A 17,497-nucleotide genomic window follows, 5' to 3' on the forward strand; every position below is an offset into this window, starting at 1 on the left:
CTTTTTCTTTCATAAATCCTATTTGCCCAAAAGGGCTTTGCGGAACTCTGTCGGTGACTGGCCGCACATTTTTTTGAAAACCTTGCTGAAATAATTCGGCTCATGATAGCCTACCTCAAAGGTGATTTCTTTCAGGCTTTTCCCTGCATCAGCCATCAGCTTCTTTGCTTTTTCAATACGGCATTCAGTCAGGAAGTCGATATAGTTTACCCCAAGCTTTTCTTTGAACATTTTACTGATGTAAATCGGGCTGAGCCCCACTTTCCTTCCCAGTGCTTCAAGAGAAATATCCTCATGCGAATGTTCGGTTATATAGTGTTTCAGCTGCTGTATGGTGTCTGCTTCCAAACGGTTGTAATGCTCCCCATAGGATTTTTTCATTAATTTTATCAATTGTTCGGCTTCCGTGCGCAATTGGCGGAAATCCCGGGTTTGATAAGCAAAAAATGGTGCAGGACTCTCTGACCCAATTTCACTCATTACCCGTGATGCAATCCAGAGCATCTGCAGAACACGCTGCTGAGCCTGAACAACCCCTTCCTTTTCTCTTTCACACCGCTGGATCATATCCATTACACTAAGAGAGACCTGATCCCATTTGCCAAGCCTGACCTGATCGAAAAACTGTTTTTCTCGCTCTTTAGTCAGCTGCAGATCTTCCCCGGTTCTGAGAGCCGGCACATCAGAGTAAAATCGGTATTTAACAGGAAGAGTGGAGTCCATGGTCGCAATGAGAGATTCCTGATAGGATTGACGAATGGTCTGCAATGATCCGCAAACATTCCCAATTCCTATGAACCAGCCTTCTAATGAATCCTTTTTCGGAAGGGACAGGATTTCACCCGCAATGGATATCGCCTGAGAGCGGAATGATTGCTGCTTTTCCCGAAAAACAATGATCGGCAGCTGGCGTCCATATAGGGCACCTACCCATGCACTGCCTGCTTGTCTTACCTTCTCTTTTACCGGGGTATAAAGATACTCATGTCCTTCGGGAAGCAAAATGCTCATAACAAATTGTTCATGGGTTGAAGGAATTTCAAGCATTTCGACCAGCATGTCCAAATGAACTTCATGGACGTGATCGAACAGCAGCTGTGTTACGACATCCGTCTCAATCACCGGAAGTGCCTTTTGCAGCGCATCCTTTTGAATCTTCGTCAATGCGCGGAATTTCCGCTCTTCTTCAATCTCTTCAAGCACCTTCCCGACTGTTGTCTCAATTTCAGTGATCTTGCTCGGCTTCAGCAGATAGTCCTTAACCCCAAGCTTTATCGCCTGGCGGGCATAATCGAAAGTATCGAATGCAGTAATCATGATAAACTTAATTTCCGGATCTTCTTCACTGATCAGCTTAATCGCTTCGAGGCCGTTCATCCCCGGCATTTGAATGTCCATCATAATTAAATCAGGATGAAGCTCTTCAGCCATTTGAACCGCCATCTTTCCATTTTTCGCCTGGCTGATCTCAACATCCGGAAATGCCTTCTGCAGAATCACTTCAAGGCCTTCCCTTTCAATTTGCTCATCATCCGCAATCAGAAGTTTTGTCATGCTGCCCCCTCCTATCTTTCGGTATTCTCATCACCACTTTTGTTCCGGCTGCGCTGCTTTCGATATTCATGATATCTTCATATCCATAAAGGAGCCGGAGCCGCCTGACGACATTGGTAAATCCGATGCCCGTTGTTTTTCCATCCGTTTGGGTGAATTGCCCTTGAAGAATTTGTTTAATTTTGGATTCCTCAATGCCCGGACCATCGTCTTCCACCTCTATAATCACACAGTCATTTCCATCCTGAATGCGAAACCAAATGACTCCGCCTTCTTCCCTTGGTTCAACTGCATAGTTAACAGCATTCTCGATGATCGGCTGCAGTGTGAGGCCAGGGATGTCCACATGGAGACAGGATTCATCGATTGACATCTTTAACTGCAGGCGATCTGTAAATCTTGCTTTTTGAATATCCATATACTGCTGCAGGACCATTACCTCTTCCCTGAGTGTGACAGGGCGGTCAAGCCTTTTTAAGTTATAGCGCAGTATGCCCGCAACACTTACAAGCAGGTCGCTGGTTTCATGAGAGCCTTCCAGATAGGCTTTCTTTGAAAGAGTATTAAGTGTGTTAAATAGAAAGTGGGGATTGATCTGGCTTTGCAGATTTAATAGCTGGCTTTCCTTCAGCAGCAGCTTGCTTTCCTGCAGCTCATGCTCCAGCTGTGCTTTATGCTGTATCTCTGATATCAGATTATTTATATTAATCCTCATACGGTCAAAGGTTTGAGCAAGGAAGGCAATTTCATCATTTGAATCGACCTTTATCGGCAGGTGAAATCTTCCTCTTGATAAATCATTTGCAGCTTGAGTCAGCTTCTGTACAGGCTTGGTAATGCTTAATGAAAATCCATAAGTTAAAAGCATCAAGAGGCAGGTTATCATCAGCATAACCCAAATCCCGAGCTTTTTAATTTCCCCGGATTGATCAATGATTCCCCTGTAAAAACGTTCATAGGTATTCAATTCACTATCAATTAAAGTAAGCGTCATCTCGGAAATATACAACGAGATGCGCGTCGCTTCCGCAAACTCTTTAGCAGAATCCTCTTTCTCATGTTCATTAAAGAACAGAAGGGAGCGGTCTGCGGTCTCTGCCAGGCTGTCAATCAGATTTATATAATTGGTCAAAGCAAACTCATTTTCCGAATTTCGAAGATAAATAACTTCCTTTTGCACCTTTTTCATTTTTTCCTTGCTGCTGTTCAGTTTTTCCAAATTTTCCGGAGATGGTGTGATAAAGTAGTTATTCAAGTCTGCGATTACCTGCTGGCTGGTTGTTGTCACCTCGTTCATCCTGAGGTATCGCTGAAGAATGTCGTTGTACTGATTCTGAGTTTTCTGATTATAGTAGGTCAGTGTGACCCAAATGGCTGCCATAATCAATAGAATGACCGTTGTAAGTGCCCAGATCTTCTTATGAATTTTATTCATTGCTCTTCCATTGCCTTTAAGATCCTGATATCGGTGAGATAGCCGTCAGATTTTAGCGGCACTTCCTCATCTTTAAGCCATTTTAAGATCAGCTCAGCACTGAGACTTCCCATTTTCTCAGGAGATTGTTCAATGATTCCATCAAGCTTTCCCTGTGTAAGTAAAGACAGTGAATCCGGACCATCATCGAATGAATAAATGTAATAAGGCTCAACCTGTGATCGCCTTCCAATTTCCTGAATCATTGCTTCGGCTATATTAGCTTTAATCGCTATAAAACTATCAGTATCCGGATTTAGATTTAACATGTTCTGAGTCGAAGCAATAATTTCCTCCCTGACATCCCCCGTTTCAGCATAGACGGTGCGGATGCCGGGATAAGCTTTCAGGACATCATGAATGCCGTTTAAGCGCTGCTGCAGATAATACTCCTTATGCTTGTCGCCCATGAGTATGACTTTCCCCTCATGACCCATGTCGTCGATAAGCTGCTCTGCAATTAACTGCCCGGCCAGATATTGGTCAGAGCCTACATATGTTTTTCTCAGACTTTCAGCTTTTGGTACATCATTGGCCACTGTAATAATCGGAATGCCATAAAAAGCAGCTTTTACCTTAACTAAATCTTTAAATTCCTGAGCATCCAAACCCTGAACAATAATGCCGTCCACTTTTGACTGAATCGCGATCTCCAGCTTCTTCAGAAAATCTTCCTGGTTCTTTCCATAGCTTCCCCAGACTTCAAGACTTGCTCCATCCTTCCGCGCCTGTTCCTTTGCTGCGATGCCTGCCTTGTCCCAGAAAGGAGTGTCTAATTCCTGAGTAATCAGGACCAGCCGGTATTTCATATCCTTTCCGTCTGCAATAGCAGGGAGATCCTCTACTGTTGTAAACGCTTTCTTAGCAAGTGCCAATGTAAAATAGCCAAGGGCGATGCATGTGATGCAAATTATTAAAATACTTATTTTACGCAAGGCAGTATCTCCGTTTCCACAGTATAAATGACTGAATATTTTTAATCATATCACCTTTTTACTTTCGATAGAATAGCAGGATGAAAGGTGGTTGATAAGCAGCCTGAACACACAGCTGGGGCATCCTGATCCAACAGATGCCCCAAACCATTCTGTCATACTATGATTCCAGAAAACTGAAAATCTATCCTCTTTTCTTCCGGGTCATGACATCAAAAATTACAGCTCCGGCCAATACGCCTCCACGAATCATATACTGGAGAGAAACGCCTACACCAAGAAGATTCATCCCGCTTGATAAAGAGGCCATAACAACAGCTCCGATAATAGCACCGGTGATTTTCCCTACGCCTCCGGCAGAAGAAACCCCTCCGACATAAGCAGCTGCAATGGCATCAAGTTCAAATAAAGTCCCTGCTGTAGTGGTCGCTGATTGAAGCCTTGAAGTGAATAAAATGCCTGAAAGTGCAGCCAGCATCCCCATTGAACCGAATACAATATACGTTATTTTATTTACATTGATTCCGCTTAAATGCGCAGCTTCCGGATTGCTTCCGACTGCATATACATGCCTGCCTAGCACTGTTTTGGTTGTCAGGAAGTGATAAATGACAACCACCAGAAGCATAATGACAACTGTCCAGGAAAAACCGTTGTATCCTGCAAGGATCCAGGTAATATAGGATATGATAGCAGAAACAAACACTAATTTTAGGATAAAAATCCCTTTTGATACTACCTCAAACTGATATTTAATTTTATTTTTGCGGGTGGAAATTTCACTGTATATATACATTAATATAGCTAATAATCCCAGTATCAGGGTAAGCAGGTGAAGCCCATTCACTTGCATAAGGGAAGGGATGAACCCATTACCGATAGCGTTAAATCCGTCGTCCTTGATAATAATCGTTCCTGTTTTCTCCGTTACCTGAAGAAGAGCTCCTCTAAAGATCAGCATTCCTGCAAGAGTTGCTACGAAAGAAGGGATGCCGAATTTTGCAACCAGGAGCCCGTTGAACAGCCCGACTACAATGCCAAGCACAAGGATGATGGGGATGGTGATATAAAAAGGGATTCCCATTCCCGTTAACAGAATCGCTGCAATGGCTCCCAAAAAGCCGGCGACGAATCCGACTGACAGGTCAATATGCCGAATCACGATCACAAGCGTCATTCCCACTGCAAGGACTGCGATATATCCTGTTGAATCAAGGAGATTGCTGATATTCCGTGAAGACATAAATAACCCGTCAGTCATAATGGTGAAGGTAAGCATAATAACGAATAAGGCAATGTACATGCCATAATCACGGATATTATCTTTAAATAGCGTTTTTGCTTCATTAATAAATTCCATTAGTTTAACCTCCTATTGCGTAGCAAGCTGCATAATACTTTCCTGATTTGCTTCCTCAATCGACAGCTCGCCTTTTATTTGTCCTTCCGCCATGACATAGACACGATCGCTCATCCCCAGGACTTCACCCAGTTCTGAAGAAATCATTATGATGCTCATGCCTTCCTCGATCAATTTATTCATAATCGTATAAATTTCGAATTTAGCCCCGACATCAATGCCCCTCGTCGGCTCGTCCAGGATCAGCAATTTCGGTCCGACAAATAGCCATTTGCCCAGCGACACTTTCTGCTGATTCCCCCCGCTCAAGTCGCCGACAACCTGTTCAAGGGAAGATGCCTTAATGTACATGGACTTTTTATATTCCGCTGTTTCCTTCACTTCTTCGTTATCGTTAATAATTCCATTGACAGCAATACGATTAAGGTTAGCTGCAGAGATGTTGTTTTTAATATCCTGTATTAAAAACAGCCCATCCCCTTTCCGGTCTTCTGTCACATATGCAATCCCCGACCTGATGGCGTCACTCGGATGCTTCAGCGTTTTAGGAACGCCATCCACCAATAGCTCGCCTTGTACTTTATACGATTTTGGATTTCCGAAAATACTCAGGGCAAGTTCTGTCCTGCCTGACCCCATCAAGCCCGCAATCCCGACGATTTCTCCTTTCTTAACATGGAAGTTAACATCTTTTACAACCTGTCTGCCCAGGTGCACCGCATACGCAGACCAGTCGCGAAGCTCAAGGACAGGATCGCCAAATGTTTTGTTCGGCCTCTTCGGATAAATATCTTCAATCTCCCTGCCGACCATGTTTTTAATAATGAGATTTTCAGAGATTTCGCCTTTTGCTGCGTCCAGGGTACAAATGGTTTGGCCATCACGAAGCACCGTCGCCTTGTCTGCAATGGAGATGACTTCTTTCAATTTATGGGAGATCATGATGCAGGTAATTCCCTGCTCTTTAAGCTCACCTAACAGATCCAGCAGATTTTCGCTGTCATCTTCATTCAATGCTGCAGTCGGCTCATCGAGAATAAGCAGTTTCACGTCCTTGCTTAATGCTTTTGCAATTTCGACTAATTGCTGTTTTCCAACGCTCAGATCTTTTACAAGCGTTTCAGGATTCACATCAAGCTTAACTTTATCCAGCATTTTTTTAGCTTCTGCAATCGTCCGGTTCCAATCGACAATTCCGCCTTGCTTAATTTCATTGCCTGCAAAAATATTTTCATAGACTGTGAGATCAGGAAATAAGGCCAGCTCCTGATAGATAATAACGATTCCTGATTTTACGCTGTCGCTGATTGTATTGAATTGCTGCACACTGCCTTCAAATACAATATCTCCCTGATAGGTGCCATAAGGATAAACGCCGCTGAGTACTTTCATCAAAGTGGATTTGCCCGCTCCATTTTCACCAATCAAGCAGTGAATTTCACCTTTCTCCACCTTGAAATTGACATTGCTGAGCGCTTTAACACCTGTGAATTCTTTGGAAATTCCGTGCATCTCCAAAATATTTTCGCTCATTATGACTCACTCCTTAGCCCAAAAGCTATTCAGAAGGAGAAATAGTGATAGACGCTTCTATCACTATTTCTCGTCCATTATTAATTAAAGCCCTGTAAATTCATCTGCTTTATAATATTCAGAATCAATCAGTTCTTTCTTCACATTGTCCTTGTCTACAACAATTACATCTGTTTGCTTTGCTTTCACTTCAATCTTTCCGTTATCGTAAGAACCTGTTGTCTCAGGGTCCTTGTCTTCAAGGATTTCAATTGCCATGCCCATTGCATCTTGTACAAGAGTACGAACATCCTTAAATACTGTCATAGATTGTTTTTCATCTATCACATACTGAATAGATGCTTTCTCAGCATCCTGACCTGTAACAAGGTAGCTGGATACTGCACTGTCAGTTCCAAAAACATCTGCGATGGAGCGTGCAGTTCCGTCGTTCGGAGCAAGAATAGCCACATCGCCTTTCATATCATCAGATGCAGCTGTCAAATGCGTTTGAGCCTTATTCTTTGCTTCGTTCGGATCCCAGTTTGTTGTCACCTGGCCAATAATTTTGCTCAGCTGGTCACGGGACAGATCAGCTGTATCTTTTAAAGCCTCAGCTTCGCTTGAGTTCGCAATTTTGAATGTCCCATCTGCAATCTTTGGCTGAAGCACACTCCATGCTCCCTGGAAGAATAAGAAAGCATTGTTATCAGAAGCAGCTCCTGCGTACAGATATAAAGGCGTATCCTTGCCCTTTGCATTGTCGATCAGGTATTGCGCCTGAGCAGCTCCTACAGCAAGGCTGTCAAATGTTACATAATAATCAATTGCATCTGTATTCGTAATTAAACGGTCATAAGAAATGACTTTTACGCCATCTTTTTTTGCAGCTTCAACCGCTGCAGCAGCTGCATCTCCATCCTGCGGACAGATGATCAGCACATCAATTCCTTTGTTCAGCAAAGTCTCAACATTTTCTTTTTCCTTGGCGGAAGATCCCTGGCTAAACAAAATTTCAGTTGTATATTCTGTACCTTTTAAAGCGTCTTTAAATCTTTGCTCATCCTGAACCCATCTAGGCTCATCCTTGGTTGGCAGCACAATTCCCACACTTACTTCACTGCTGCTGCCGCCAGTGCCTTCACTGCATCCTGCCGCAATAAATGCAAACATCAAAACAGTCAGCATAAGAGAAATAACTTTCCACTTTCTTTTCATTCTTTTTCCCCCTTTATAATGGATAAAAATTACTTGCCTACATGAAAATTATATCTTTATTACTAGACTATGAAAGCGTTATCAATAGCACTCTTTTAATATTATCTGTAAATTTTTATTCTTCAACTAATCCTGGACACCGCTGTTTATCCTTATGGATACTGACTGGCGGATCCCTTTTTTTCAGACAAAAGCTCCTTCCTCCTGTTAAGACAAAAAAATGGCAGCCCTCAAAGGGCTGCCTGTATAAAAAGGCTCTGTGCAAGCCTATTGACCTATTAAGATTTCAGCCTGCCAACCAGTTTTTGCAGCTGTTCAGCCCTCAGGCTAATATGTTCGGCCAATGCAGCAATTTCTTCTATAGAAGATAACTGTTCTACAGATGATGCAGCCACACTTTGCGACGCTGCAGATAGTTCCTTTGATATCATAGCCAAACTTTCGATGGAACGGGCAATTCCTTCTGTCCCCCTGGCTAATTGTTTCAAAGCTGCTGTATTGACAGTCTCTTGAATGGAATTGATTTGTTCAATAGTACTGGCTACCGCCTTATTCCCTGCTGCCGCAAGTGAGGAGGCTTCCATACCAGAGCCATTAACAGCTGTAGCCGATTGGGCAACTGAAATACCTCTGTATTTTCTTGAAATTCTGATATATTCAGGAACAAAAAAATGCGCTAATCCTTAGATCAGCGCATTTATATTTATAAAGCTTCACCTTCCGTTTGTTTTTTGCCCGGAGCAAACCACCCAAGCAGTGCAATGGCCACCAATACTCCATAGAAGACGATTGTCCAGCCAGTACTATGAGGAAAATGGTGATCAAGAACACCAATATCCTCATGGGCAAGCGTGATAACAGCAAGCTTTACACCAACCCAGGCAACAATGGCATAAGCCGTTGTTTCCAATGCCGGCCGTTTGCCAAGCAGTTGCACAAACCAGGTTGCCGCGAACTTAATCAGGATCAGTCCGGCGATCCCGCCAAGCACGACTACGATAAACTGCCCGCCGTCCATGCCGCCGAAATCGGCAAGCGGTGAATCCGGCAAACCAAGTGCAAGTGCAACAGCAGCCAAAATCGAATCGATGGCAAAGGCAAGATCGGCTAATGCAATCTTTCCTACTGTTGGCCAAAATCCTTTCCCGGCAGCTTCTTCCTTCACATCCTCGCGAATATTTTTATTTTCTTTCCCAAACCTGGCCTTAATCACATGCTTTAAGCCAAGATACAATAAGTAGGCAGCTCCGATTGCCTGAATCTTCCAGACGTTTGCAATAAATGAGATGGCAAATAACGCACCAAACCGGAAAACGAACGCCATAATGATTCCATAATTTATCGCTCTTTTCTTCTGATCTTCCGGTAAATGCTTTGCTATGACAGCTAAGACAAGTGCATTGTCAGCCGACAGCAATCCTTCGAGTCCAATTAATATCAATAATGCCCATGCGTACTCGAGCCAGATAGACTCCATTCGCTGCACTCCTTTCAGAAACAACCAGTTCTTCATTATTTAGATAACTATAGATTCCCCAAAAATGCTAGAGGAAACCTAAAAAAATATATAAAAAAACGGCGTCCTGTACTCAGGACGCCAGAAGAAGGAAACTAATTATTCAAATCAAAAAGCCCCGGCGCATGCTCATTTGGCATTTCTGGCATTTCAGGAACAGGATAGCCTTTTGGCGGTTCCACAACAGCAAGATCTCCGCCATTTCGGCTTGGAGTTTTACCCTGGAATACCTCTCCTATCCGGGTATCATCCAGCCTGAAATTAAATTGTGCATTATGGAAGCCCATTTCCACATATTTTCGGCACTCAGGGTATTTATTTAAATCGTAATTAGGAACCGGGAATATTTTGCCCCAATCCACTCCCAACGTTTCCAGCGCTTTTGCGAACGCATTTTGATGGGCATTATCGCGGACTATCAGGAAGGCAATCGTCTCTCTCAGCGTCTTATTGCTGCTCATCTCGTAAATCCTTGATTTCTGCAGAACACCCGTCGATTCAAGCATCACATTATTGATAAGATTCGCCACCAGGTTTCCATGGTCATAAACCCAGGAACCGTTCCACGGATTGCCGCCGGCATCAACTGGAAGCGATGCCTTCGCCCCCATTATGAAATGATGCGGATTCGCGCCTCCCTGGATGACATCATCCAAAGGAGCCCCATCTGCTGCCTGGTTGCCAGGCATATCCCCTCCGGCTTCGTTCAGAAGCTGATTAATCGTGGATTGGACGAGCTCCACATGGCTAAGCTCTTCTAAAAATACGCCTCTAATCAGGTCGCGATATTGCTTCGCCTTGCCTCTAAAATTTGCACTCTGGAATGAGAACTGCATCAAGGTCCGCATTTCGCCAAACTGTCCGCCCAATGCCTCCTGCAGCACTTTCGCCGCATGCGGATCGGGTTTATCGGGTACAATCATATTGATTAAGTCTTCTTTATAAAAGTACATAGATCATCAATCTCCTTTTCCAAAGCATTCTTAATTAGAATGCCTGAATGGAGGCACATTATTCATCCCGGATTGACGTCCCGGCACCCACTTATCGGAAAAGAAAGACCTTGCATTAATAAAAAATAAAGTTCCGATGAAAAATAAAGCAACCTTAAGACAGCTTGCAATCGCCGAGTACTCTCCATTTCTAGTCAGATTAACAAAACCATTACCGTCATGATTTCATGGATGTCTCTCCCAGCAGAACAATCCTTTTACCTGAAACATAAGTCCATACAGGAGAAATCTGAAGGATCCTTTATTTCACACCTTTTGCTGGTTATTTGATCGATCCATAGAGACCTCGTTTTGCCTGACTGGAAATTCATAGGCACATCTTCTTTATCATTTAAGCTCCCTCTCAAAAATGAGTTGTATTTCCAATGCCTGTCCCCCTGAAGCAAACGGAAGCGGAGTGAAGGTATGCAGGCGCCATCCTTCCTGTGCCTGCTGAATAATAATTTCCTCATAGTCTTCCTTTGGTTTGCCGCTAAAAGCCCCAACGTTAATTTTTATAAATTTGTAATCATACATATAAACACCCCTCCCAAGTGTAGTTTACCTAAGGTGCGGTTTAGATATGAATTGGTTTCACTTTCCCTCTCAAGTATTTGGCAATGGGCACGTCCAGAGAGGTAAAATAAATTGAATCCATTTTAGAAAGGAACCGGAAACAATATGTATGCGTATTTACTTTTAGGATTGGCCATTGTAACCGAGGTGTTTGGCAGTTCCATGCTCAAAGCATCAGACGGATTTAGAAAAGTGCTGCCCTCACTTGGCGTAATAATTGGATATGCTGCTGCTTTCTATGCCTTATCACTTGCATTAAAAACACTTCCTCTCGGCGTAGCCTATGCAATCTGGGCAGGCCTTGGAACTGTGCTTACATCCTTAGTCGGGATCTTTATTTACAAAGAGAAGGTAAACCGCAAAAAGTTTCTGGGCTTGGTTTTAATAGTTGGAGGGGTCATCTTATTAAATAGCGGCGGGGGCCATTAAATATGAGGGGATATGTATTCTTAATCATTTCAATCGCAGGAGAGGTTTTTGCTACTACCATGCTCAAACTGTCGGAAGGTTTTACTGTGCAGCTTCCATCTGCAGGAGTTGCCATTGGCTATGCACTTTCATTTTATTCCTTATCATTATGTCTTAGGACCGTTCCATTAAGTCTGGCTTACGCCATTTGGTCCGGGGCAGGGACTGCGTTAACTGCTTTGATAGGCGCCATTATTTGGGGAGAAGCTTTCAGCAGCCTCAAGATAGCCGGCATCATGCTGATTATTGGCGGTATCATTGTATTAAATTCATCTCACAGTGCCGAAACAGCAGAAGAGCCTTCATGATGAGGCTCTTTTTTTTACATAAGCTCATTATACAGAAAACAACTCATTAACCCTGACTCGCCAAATCATATGATGAGCCCCGTCCCCCCAATAATCCTTAAACAAATAATCAGGTTCTTCAAACTTCTTTTCCCATATCTTTTGTGAATGTTTATAGCCCGAATCCAGACAGAACTCTTCCACACCTTTATTCTTTAGAGTCAAATACATTTCATTTAGCAATTGATTGGCTATGCCTGAATTCTGATAGTCAGGATGTACAAATACTGTTCCCACTTCATAAAGACCACTGAGTGCCCCCTCTGTACATTTGTCTATGAGCTCACTTGCAGGTCCGTATTCAATAGTTCCGATAATCTTCTCCTCAGCTAAGGCAATTAAAAAAAATCTATCATTGCCGCCGCTTAACAGATCATGCTGCAGATAACTATTCTTGGCTTCTATCTCTTTTTCTATGTCTTCGTGCAGCTCCCCTATACCTTCTTTATGAAATGTATCGGTAATCACTGTTCTAAAGAATTGGTTCAGCTCATCTATATCCGCTGGCTTTGGTCTTCTTATTCGAGCTTTAACCATATTAGACTCTCCCTTTCAGCCATTTCCTTTAACCTGCCTAGAATAATCAAAGTGCCCCCTTAATCAGGGGCACTCTATGAACAACAGCTCTGTTCCGGACTTCTATCTTTTTCAGTCACCGCCTCCACCGCAGCCGCCGCCATCTCCTCCGAAATTACTACAACTATCCGAGCTGCTGCTATAATCTCCTATAAAATGATGGGAAGAGAAATCCCCGCTGTCATAAGTACGTTTCGATGGTTTGGAACCACTAATACCAATCAAAATAACAAGTAAAAAACCCATAATAATTATTCCTGACATGTTAATCACCCCTTATCTGAATATACGGATGACGGCTTATTTAGTTTCAGAAAATTTACAAAATAAAAGACTTTATTAATCTCCAGCAAGCTTTGCCGAAAAAACTAGTAAGATGCTTTTGATTAAATAGAAAATGAGGATTTTAACATGAAAGAAATACTGGTTTATAGATATGAAGATGTTATTCACGCCCCCATTGATCTGGTTTTTAAATACGTGGATGAAGATGAAAAGATAAAGCTCTGGAATACCATGCTGATCGAAAACATTTATGATAATGAGGAAAATAAACCAGTCCCGCATCCCGGGACTAAGTTTGTCACCGTTCAGAAAATGGATAAAAAAATCATCAAAATCAATTCCGAGTTAATTGAATATGAGGCTCCCTATAAAGTGGTTATGCACTCCCATTCCAAAGAGGGATTAAGCATTTCAAGGTATCTCTTATCAAGGGAGCATGATGGGACGCGCCTGATTGTGGAGGCAAGCCTGATTCCGAGCAGCCTCTTTTATAAGCTGACAGCCAAACTTTTAGGCTGGACGGCTAAATTTGTGTTTGAAGAGCAATACGAGAATTTAAAGAGATATGTAGAGAATGAAGCGGAAGAAGATTGAAAAAAGGTGTCCTCGAACGGACACCTTTTACCAATCTACTCTTCTTTTTTAACCCACTTATCATCATCATTTTTCTCATATTTCTTCTTCACTGCACTCCAGGCTACCTTAAAGGCCGTTTCTTCCTCATCATACTCTTCCCTTGCAGAATTAAACGCTTCCTTAAATATTTCCTGGGCGTGATGAGGTAGATTATCTTTGACAGAGTCCGGCAGATCACTTAGTTTATCGTATGGCATTATTTGCTTCCTCCCTTGTACATGTTCTAATAGGTATTTTTCCTGTTAAGGTTTGTTTTAAACACATGCCAAAAGCAAATAATATTGGTTTCCACCCCTGAACGTACTTTTATAGATTCAAAAGACTACTCCATTATCGGCAGCACTGTTGAATCCTTGATCTCTCTCAAAGCCAGGCTGGTCTGAATCTTCGTAATCCCCAATTCATTGAGCTTCCTGATAAACATCTCAAGCCCTTTGCGATCCTTGCAGGCGACCTTCAGCAAATAATCATACTCTCCTGTTAAACAATGACATTCTAAAACTTCCTTCATGGATTCCAGCGTCTTTTCAAGGGACTCCAGTTTATCAGCCTGGTGCATATTCGTGCTCATAAACACGAAGCATAATAAATCAAACCCTAGCTTCTCATGGTTGAGAATAGCGACATGCTCCTGGATATACCCTTCCGTTTCCAGCCTCTTAATTCTTGCATGTACAGCCGGAGCCGACAGATTCACCCTTTTCGACAGTTCCAGATTGCTGATCCGCGCGTCCTTTTGGAGCAAATCCAAGATTTTTATATCCAGGTGATCCAATACCTTGCTTACAATTGATTCCACTGTCCATCCGCCCTTTTCAATTATTCCAAATTAAGTTCAGACCAAATGCGTAAACTGAATTTTTTATTCTATTTCTCTGATAAACTTTTAATTATTTCAAATTAATATCATTATACAAAATTATCTTTAGGTTTTAATAAAAAATGTTAAAATTATTCATATAAACAATGTCATTGTGCACAATGGCTCTGAAAAGGAGCTAGATGACGTGAAATATTACCTGCTTCTTCTATTAACCAGCTTACTTTGGGGCGGAAATTTTATTGTTGGAAAATCGCTTGTAGATCATGCATCTCCTACTACCCTGACCATTTTGAGATGGGCCATCGCCATTATCTGTCTCGTTCCTCTTGTCTGGCATAAAGAGAAACGGCTGCTGCCGCCTAAAAAAGCCATTCTGCCATTATGGCTGATGGGCATCACGGGCGTAGCTTTATTTCAGGCACTGCAATTCATGGCACTGGAGAAAACATCAGCCACCAGCGTTGGCTTAATCTCTACTTTAAATATGTTCTCCATTGCTGCCTTCTCTTTTATTTTTCTTAAAGAAAAACTAAACACCCTGCAGCTCCTCTCCATGTTTGTTTCATTGTTTGGCGTCCTGCTGGTTCTTTCAAATGGAAACCTGGAATTGCTGATTTCGCTGCAGTTTAATAGCGGGGATCTGTACATGATGGCCGCGGTGGGCATGTGGGGCATCTATTCCGTCTGCAGTAAATGGGCCATGTCTTTCGTTTCACCAATGATGTCCATCTTATATTCAGGCTTGTTTGGCCTTCTTGTGCTTCTTCCGTTCGGCATGGCTGACTTCACCGTTACAGATGTCAGTGTTTCCTTTCTATTATCCATTCTGTATACAGGACTGATCTCAACCGTTCTTTGCATGGTGTTTTGGAACATTGGGATTTCCAAGGTGGGAGCGAGCACTTCCGGCCTGTTTTTAAACTTCAATCCCATTTTCACAGCCCTATTGGCTTTTATCTTCTTAGGAGAAGTCATGAACTGGCTGCAAGCCATTGGAAGCATCATTGTCATTGCGGGTTGTTTCTTATTCTCCGCACTTAAAAAGAGGCCTGGAAAAACAAAAATGGGGATACCTGCACCTGTGTTCCTAAGGGAGCCAGTTAAGCAAAGATAAAAAATAGTGCCTGTTCCATAAATGGGGCAGGCACTTTGCATACTTTATATTATGTACTATGGGCAGTGCAACTAGGGATTTGCCTCAATAAAATTCATTTAATAAGGAACTTTTATTCACTGCTAAGTGATTAATAATCCCAGGAAGCTGAGAGTTATTGCTATGAAGCAATTCTTCATTTGGGACGGGTTTCTCTTGAACAAACTCTCTCCACTCATCTTCAAGCTGCTGTAATGTTTTTCCGTAAACAGTATGCAGTTCCTGGAAGTTGTCCACATTAGGTTTCGGCACGCTGCAGCCAGCCATTAAAAACAGCAAAAATACAATGTTGCTGACTTTTATTAGTCTTCTCAAGCCATCCCAGCCTTTCTTAACCATTTAGTGAGCTGTTAAGTTTCCTGCAAGATAAATAGCCATACAGATGCTAATCCCCCATAGCAGAATTAAAATCAGGTAAAATATTTTTCTCCATAATCCTCCCCTGAAATAGACATGCACTAAAAAATAATAGATTAGAAAACTCCCAAAAATAAACAACAGGAATTCCATGGTTTTATCCATTGAAGGCAGCGGATTTGTCATATTGGTTAAAACCATACCTCCGAAAATAAATAGGCCAAAACCATATAATAACTTTTTCAGGCTTACTTCCTTTTGAGTTTTCAAGACATCCACCTCTTTTACTAATGGTACGAACTCCCAATAAGAAAGTTTCACCAAATGTTTACTTTTCTGCATTTCCTTAACGGACATAGCATATAAATTAGCAAACTCATTAACACCAACATTCTTATACCTGATAAGGGGGTGCTCAACGCGATGCGGTATGCACCCCCAATTGATATTTTCCCGACTTATATTGAACCTGTTAACATGTTTACAGAATATCTTAATACAATTCCTTTAGAGGTGATAAAAAGTGCCAAGAGTACAATATACCGACAGCGATGTGGCATTAATGGCAAGGATGATGAGAGCTGAGGCCGAAGGTGAAGGAAAACTGGGGATGCTGATGGTTGGAAATGTAATCGTCAATAGGCGGAAAGCGAATTGCCTCGACTTTGAAGGCCTAAGGACCATCCCACAGGTCATCTTCCAGGTGCAGGGCGGGAATTATTCTTTTGAAGCTGTTCAGAAAGGAAATGTCTTTTATAACAGAGCAAGAGGCGTGGAAAAAAGATTGGCCAGACAAACCTTAGATTATTGGAGACAGCATCCTTCCAAGTTTGCTCTCTGGTATTTCAATCCGTACGCTGCATGTCCGCCAACCTGGTACGACCAGCCTTTCTCAGGACAATTCAAAAAGCATTGCTACTATGAACCAAAAGCAAATACATGTGAAGGAGCCTATACTTGGTGAACAAGACCCCCATTATTGGGGGATCTTTTTCCTTATTATATGTTTTTTGAAGGGCATCTGAATAATAATCATCTATAACCAGCATGGGTTCCTGTATAGATTCCAGGAGCCTTTCTATATCGACAGATTCCTGTTCCGCTTCTTTGCTGACATTTCGATACACAGAAATTACTGCTTCCATTTTTTCTTTATCTTCATCGCTAATCCTATATGACTTGTTCTTCAGAAACTTATTAGTCATGTCATCTAAAAACATATCAGCGTGAAACAAGCTATATTGAAGCAAATTCCATTCCTTTATCTTATCCTCCATATGTATTGTGTACATACTGGACAAATAGGATTTAATACTCCTGCTCTCACCTCTGACAACCCTCCATGAGTCAAACAATTGGTCTTTCTTTTCATCTTCTTGTTCAATAGGTATCTGCATAAATATCTCCAGCCGGTGAGCCAAATTATCCCCAATTACAGATATAGTCCGCAAATGCTCATAATTTTTTTCCTGACTTTGCTTAATATGATTTCTGTAACCGAGATTTATAAAAATACTATATATAAAATAGGAGACTAATAATGTTATTAGCATTCTCTTAAGATACTTTTTCATATTCCTTTTCTTCATTTGATCCTCCTCCGTAACTTCCTTTACAAAAATAAAGAGCCGCCATCCGGCAGCTGAACTAATTGATAAAATGGATTAACACTGCTCCCCAATAAAGAAAACTTATAGCCAGAAAAACGACTGCAA

General features: G+C 42.0%; 22 protein-coding genes. 5 read left to right on the forward strand and 17 right to left on the reverse strand.

Translation table 11 applies throughout. The annotated features are described in order from the left end of the window. Positions 1–18: 18 nt before the first annotated feature. From AC6CHU_RS21230 to AC6CHU_RS21275, 10 genes are all read right to left on the reverse strand, one after another. A complete protein-coding gene (locus AC6CHU_RS21230) occupies positions 19–1,554 on the reverse strand; it encodes a response regulator transcription factor (RefSeq protein ID WP_498122727.1) in 1,536 nt (511 codons plus the stop codon). Beyond that, positions 1,529–2,989, reverse strand: coding sequence for a sensor histidine kinase (locus AC6CHU_RS21235; protein WP_498122728.1), 1,461 nt, complete (start codon positions 2,987–2,989; stop codon positions 1,529–1,531). The genes AC6CHU_RS21230 and AC6CHU_RS21235 overlap by 26 nt, the downstream gene beginning before the upstream one ends. Continuing rightward, positions 2,986–3,963 carry a sugar ABC transporter substrate-binding protein gene (locus AC6CHU_RS21240; protein WP_159862333.1) on the reverse strand — a complete coding sequence of 326 codons (978 nt, stop codon included), beginning with the start codon at positions 3,961–3,963 and terminating at the stop codon, positions 2,986–2,988. Before AC6CHU_RS21240 ends, AC6CHU_RS21235 begins: the two co-directional genes overlap by 4 nt. A gap of 184 nt (positions 3,964–4,147) precedes the next feature. Next, positions 4,148–5,323, reverse strand: coding sequence for a sugar ABC transporter permease (locus AC6CHU_RS21245; RefSeq protein WP_159862334.1), 1,176 nt, complete (start codon positions 5,321–5,323; stop codon positions 4,148–4,150). Positions 5,324–5,335: 12 nt separating this feature from the next. Next, positions 5,336–6,856 (reverse strand): ATP-binding cassette domain-containing protein, encoded by a 1,521-nt coding sequence (locus AC6CHU_RS21250; RefSeq protein WP_251283552.1) that lies wholly within the window; start codon positions 6,854–6,856, stop codon positions 5,336–5,338. An 84-nt stretch (positions 6,857–6,940) separates the two neighbouring features. Then, a complete protein-coding gene (locus AC6CHU_RS21255; protein ID WP_159862336.1) occupies positions 6,941–8,053 on the reverse strand; it encodes a sugar ABC transporter substrate-binding protein in 1,113 nt (370 codons plus the stop codon). A gap of 278 nt (positions 8,054–8,331) precedes the next feature. Further along, positions 8,332–8,637 (reverse strand): hypothetical protein, encoded by a 306-nt coding sequence (locus tag AC6CHU_RS21260; protein WP_159862337.1) that lies wholly within the window; start codon positions 8,635–8,637, stop codon positions 8,332–8,334. Positions 8,638–8,756: 119 nt separating this feature from the next. Further along, positions 8,757–9,530 carry a TerC family protein gene (locus AC6CHU_RS21265; RefSeq protein WP_498122730.1) on the reverse strand — a complete coding sequence of 258 codons (774 nt, stop codon included), beginning with the start codon at positions 9,528–9,530 and terminating at the stop codon, positions 8,757–8,759. Between the two features lie 134 nt (positions 9,531–9,664). Continuing rightward, a complete protein-coding gene (locus AC6CHU_RS21270; RefSeq protein ID WP_498122731.1) occupies positions 9,665–10,522 on the reverse strand; it encodes a manganese catalase family protein in 858 nt (285 codons plus the stop codon). A gap of 387 nt (positions 10,523–10,909) precedes the next feature. Then, positions 10,910–11,098 carry a DUF4177 domain-containing protein gene (locus AC6CHU_RS21275; protein ID WP_159862340.1) on the reverse strand — a complete coding sequence of 63 codons (189 nt, stop codon included), beginning with the start codon at positions 11,096–11,098 and terminating at the stop codon, positions 10,910–10,912. A 144-nt stretch (positions 11,099–11,242) separates the two neighbouring features. On the opposite strand from AC6CHU_RS21275, the gene AC6CHU_RS21280 reads away from it, so the two are divergent. Next, a complete protein-coding gene (locus AC6CHU_RS21280; RefSeq protein WP_159862341.1) occupies positions 11,243–11,566 on the forward strand; it encodes a DMT family transporter in 324 nt (107 codons plus the stop codon). A 2-nt stretch (positions 11,567–11,568) separates the two neighbouring features. Further along, on the forward strand, positions 11,569–11,913 hold the full coding sequence (locus tag AC6CHU_RS21285; protein ID WP_498122732.1) for a DMT family transporter: 345 nt from the start codon (positions 11,569–11,571) through the stop codon (positions 11,911–11,913). A 27-nt stretch (positions 11,914–11,940) separates the two neighbouring features. Here the strand turns inward: AC6CHU_RS21285 and AC6CHU_RS21290 are convergent, their stop codons facing one another. Continuing rightward, a complete protein-coding gene (locus AC6CHU_RS21290; protein ID WP_159862343.1) occupies positions 11,941–12,489 on the reverse strand; it encodes a GNAT family N-acetyltransferase in 549 nt (182 codons plus the stop codon). Between the two features lie 111 nt (positions 12,490–12,600). Continuing rightward, the gene (locus AC6CHU_RS21295) at positions 12,601–12,792 is read right to left on the reverse strand and encodes a hypothetical protein (protein WP_159862344.1); all 192 of its coding nucleotides are present in this window, start codon (positions 12,790–12,792) and stop codon (positions 12,601–12,603) included. Positions 12,793–12,939: 147 nt separating this feature from the next. Here AC6CHU_RS21295 and AC6CHU_RS21300 point away from each other — a divergent pair, with 147 nt between their 5' ends. Then, on the forward strand, positions 12,940–13,407 hold the full coding sequence (locus AC6CHU_RS21300; protein ID WP_498122734.1) for an SRPBCC domain-containing protein: 468 nt from the start codon (positions 12,940–12,942) through the stop codon (positions 13,405–13,407). A 35-nt stretch (positions 13,408–13,442) separates the two neighbouring features. On the opposite strand, the gene AC6CHU_RS21305 is transcribed toward AC6CHU_RS21300, so the two are convergent. Next, positions 13,443–13,646: a ChaB family protein gene (locus AC6CHU_RS21305; RefSeq protein ID WP_498122735.1), complete on the reverse strand. Its 204-nt coding sequence runs from the start codon at positions 13,644–13,646 to the stop codon at positions 13,443–13,445. Positions 13,647–13,771: 125 nt separating this feature from the next. Beyond that, complete coding sequence (locus tag AC6CHU_RS21310) at positions 13,772–14,248, reverse strand: Lrp/AsnC family transcriptional regulator (protein WP_498122736.1); 477 nt, start codon at positions 14,246–14,248, stop codon at positions 13,772–13,774. A gap of 208 nt (positions 14,249–14,456) precedes the next feature. Between AC6CHU_RS21310 and AC6CHU_RS21315 the strand changes: the two genes are divergently transcribed. After that, positions 14,457–15,386 carry a DMT family transporter gene (locus tag AC6CHU_RS21315; RefSeq protein ID WP_498122738.1) on the forward strand — a complete coding sequence of 310 codons (930 nt, stop codon included), beginning with the start codon at positions 14,457–14,459 and terminating at the stop codon, positions 15,384–15,386. An 84-nt stretch (positions 15,387–15,470) separates the two neighbouring features. Here AC6CHU_RS21315 and AC6CHU_RS21320 read toward each other — a convergent pair whose 3' ends face one another. After that, positions 15,471–15,740, reverse strand: coding sequence for a hypothetical protein (locus AC6CHU_RS21320; protein ID WP_498122740.1), 270 nt, complete (start codon positions 15,738–15,740; stop codon positions 15,471–15,473). A 24-nt stretch (positions 15,741–15,764) separates the two neighbouring features. Beyond that, positions 15,765–16,124: a hypothetical protein gene (locus AC6CHU_RS21325; RefSeq protein WP_498122742.1), complete on the reverse strand. Its 360-nt coding sequence runs from the start codon at positions 16,122–16,124 to the stop codon at positions 15,765–15,767. Positions 16,125–16,305: 181 nt separating this feature from the next. Between AC6CHU_RS21325 and AC6CHU_RS21330 the strand changes: the two genes are divergently transcribed. Beyond that, complete coding sequence (locus AC6CHU_RS21330) at positions 16,306–16,746, forward strand: cell wall hydrolase (protein ID WP_159862350.1); 441 nt, start codon at positions 16,306–16,308, stop codon at positions 16,744–16,746. Here the strand turns inward: AC6CHU_RS21330 and AC6CHU_RS21335 are convergent. Next, positions 16,685–17,371, reverse strand: coding sequence for a hypothetical protein (locus AC6CHU_RS21335; RefSeq protein WP_201306456.1), 687 nt, complete (start codon positions 17,369–17,371; stop codon positions 16,685–16,687). The genes AC6CHU_RS21330 and AC6CHU_RS21335 overlap by 62 nt on opposite strands. Positions 17,372–17,497: the final 126 nt, after the last annotated feature.

The sequence above is a fragment of the Cytobacillus sp. GQ23 genome, assembly GCF_059758675.1.

Bases quoted from the DNA above. Each gene is read 5' to 3' on its own strand.
- AC6CHU_RS21300 (WP_498122734.1), top strand. From the start codon at position 12,940: ATGAAAGAAATACTGGTTTATAGATATGAAGATGTTATTCACGCCCCC.
- AC6CHU_RS21275 (WP_159862340.1), bottom strand. From the start codon at position 11,098: ATGTATGATTACAAATTTATAAAAATTAACGTTGGGGCTTTTAGCGGC.
- AC6CHU_RS21290 (WP_159862343.1), bottom strand. From the start codon at position 12,489: ATGGTTAAAGCTCGAATAAGAAGACCAAAGCCAGCGGATATAGATGAG.
- AC6CHU_RS21285 (WP_498122732.1), top strand. From the start codon at position 11,569: ATGAGGGGATATGTATTCTTAATCATTTCAATCGCAGGAGAGGTTTTT.
- AC6CHU_RS21255 (WP_159862336.1), bottom strand. From the start codon at position 8,053: ATGAAAAGAAAGTGGAAAGTTATTTCTCTTATGCTGACTGTTTTGATG.
- AC6CHU_RS21270 (WP_498122731.1), bottom strand. From the start codon at position 10,522: ATGTACTTTTATAAAGAAGACTTAATCAATATGATTGTACCCGATAAA.
- AC6CHU_RS21325 (WP_498122742.1), bottom strand. From the start codon at position 16,124: ATGCAGAAAAGTAAACATTTGGTGAAACTTTCTTATTGGGAGTTCGTA.
- AC6CHU_RS21250 (WP_251283552.1), bottom strand. From the start codon at position 6,856: ATGAGCGAAAATATTTTGGAGATGCACGGAATTTCCAAAGAATTCACA.
- AC6CHU_RS21235 (WP_498122728.1), bottom strand. From the start codon at position 2,989: ATGAATAAAATTCATAAGAAGATCTGGGCACTTACAACGGTCATTCTA.
- AC6CHU_RS21260 (WP_159862337.1), bottom strand. From the start codon at position 8,637: ATGGAAGCCTCCTCACTTGCGGCAGCAGGGAATAAGGCGGTAGCCAGT.
- AC6CHU_RS21265 (WP_498122730.1), bottom strand. From the start codon at position 9,530: ATGGAGTCTATCTGGCTCGAGTACGCATGGGCATTATTGATATTAATT.
- AC6CHU_RS21295 (WP_159862344.1), bottom strand. From the start codon at position 12,792: ATGTCAGGAATAATTATTATGGGTTTTTTACTTGTTATTTTGATTGGT.
- AC6CHU_RS21230 (WP_498122727.1), bottom strand. From the start codon at position 1,554: ATGACAAAACTTCTGATTGCGGATGATGAGCAAATTGAAAGGGAAGGC.
- AC6CHU_RS21305 (WP_498122735.1), bottom strand. From the start codon at position 13,646: ATGCCATACGATAAACTAAGTGATCTGCCGGACTCTGTCAAAGATAAT.
- AC6CHU_RS21245 (WP_159862334.1), bottom strand. From the start codon at position 5,323: ATGGAATTTATTAATGAAGCAAAAACGCTATTTAAAGATAATATCCGT.
- AC6CHU_RS21280 (WP_159862341.1), top strand. From the start codon at position 11,243: ATGTATGCGTATTTACTTTTAGGATTGGCCATTGTAACCGAGGTGTTT.
- AC6CHU_RS21335 (WP_201306456.1), bottom strand. From the start codon at position 17,371: ATGAAGAAAAGGAATATGAAAAAGTATCTTAAGAGAATGCTAATAACA.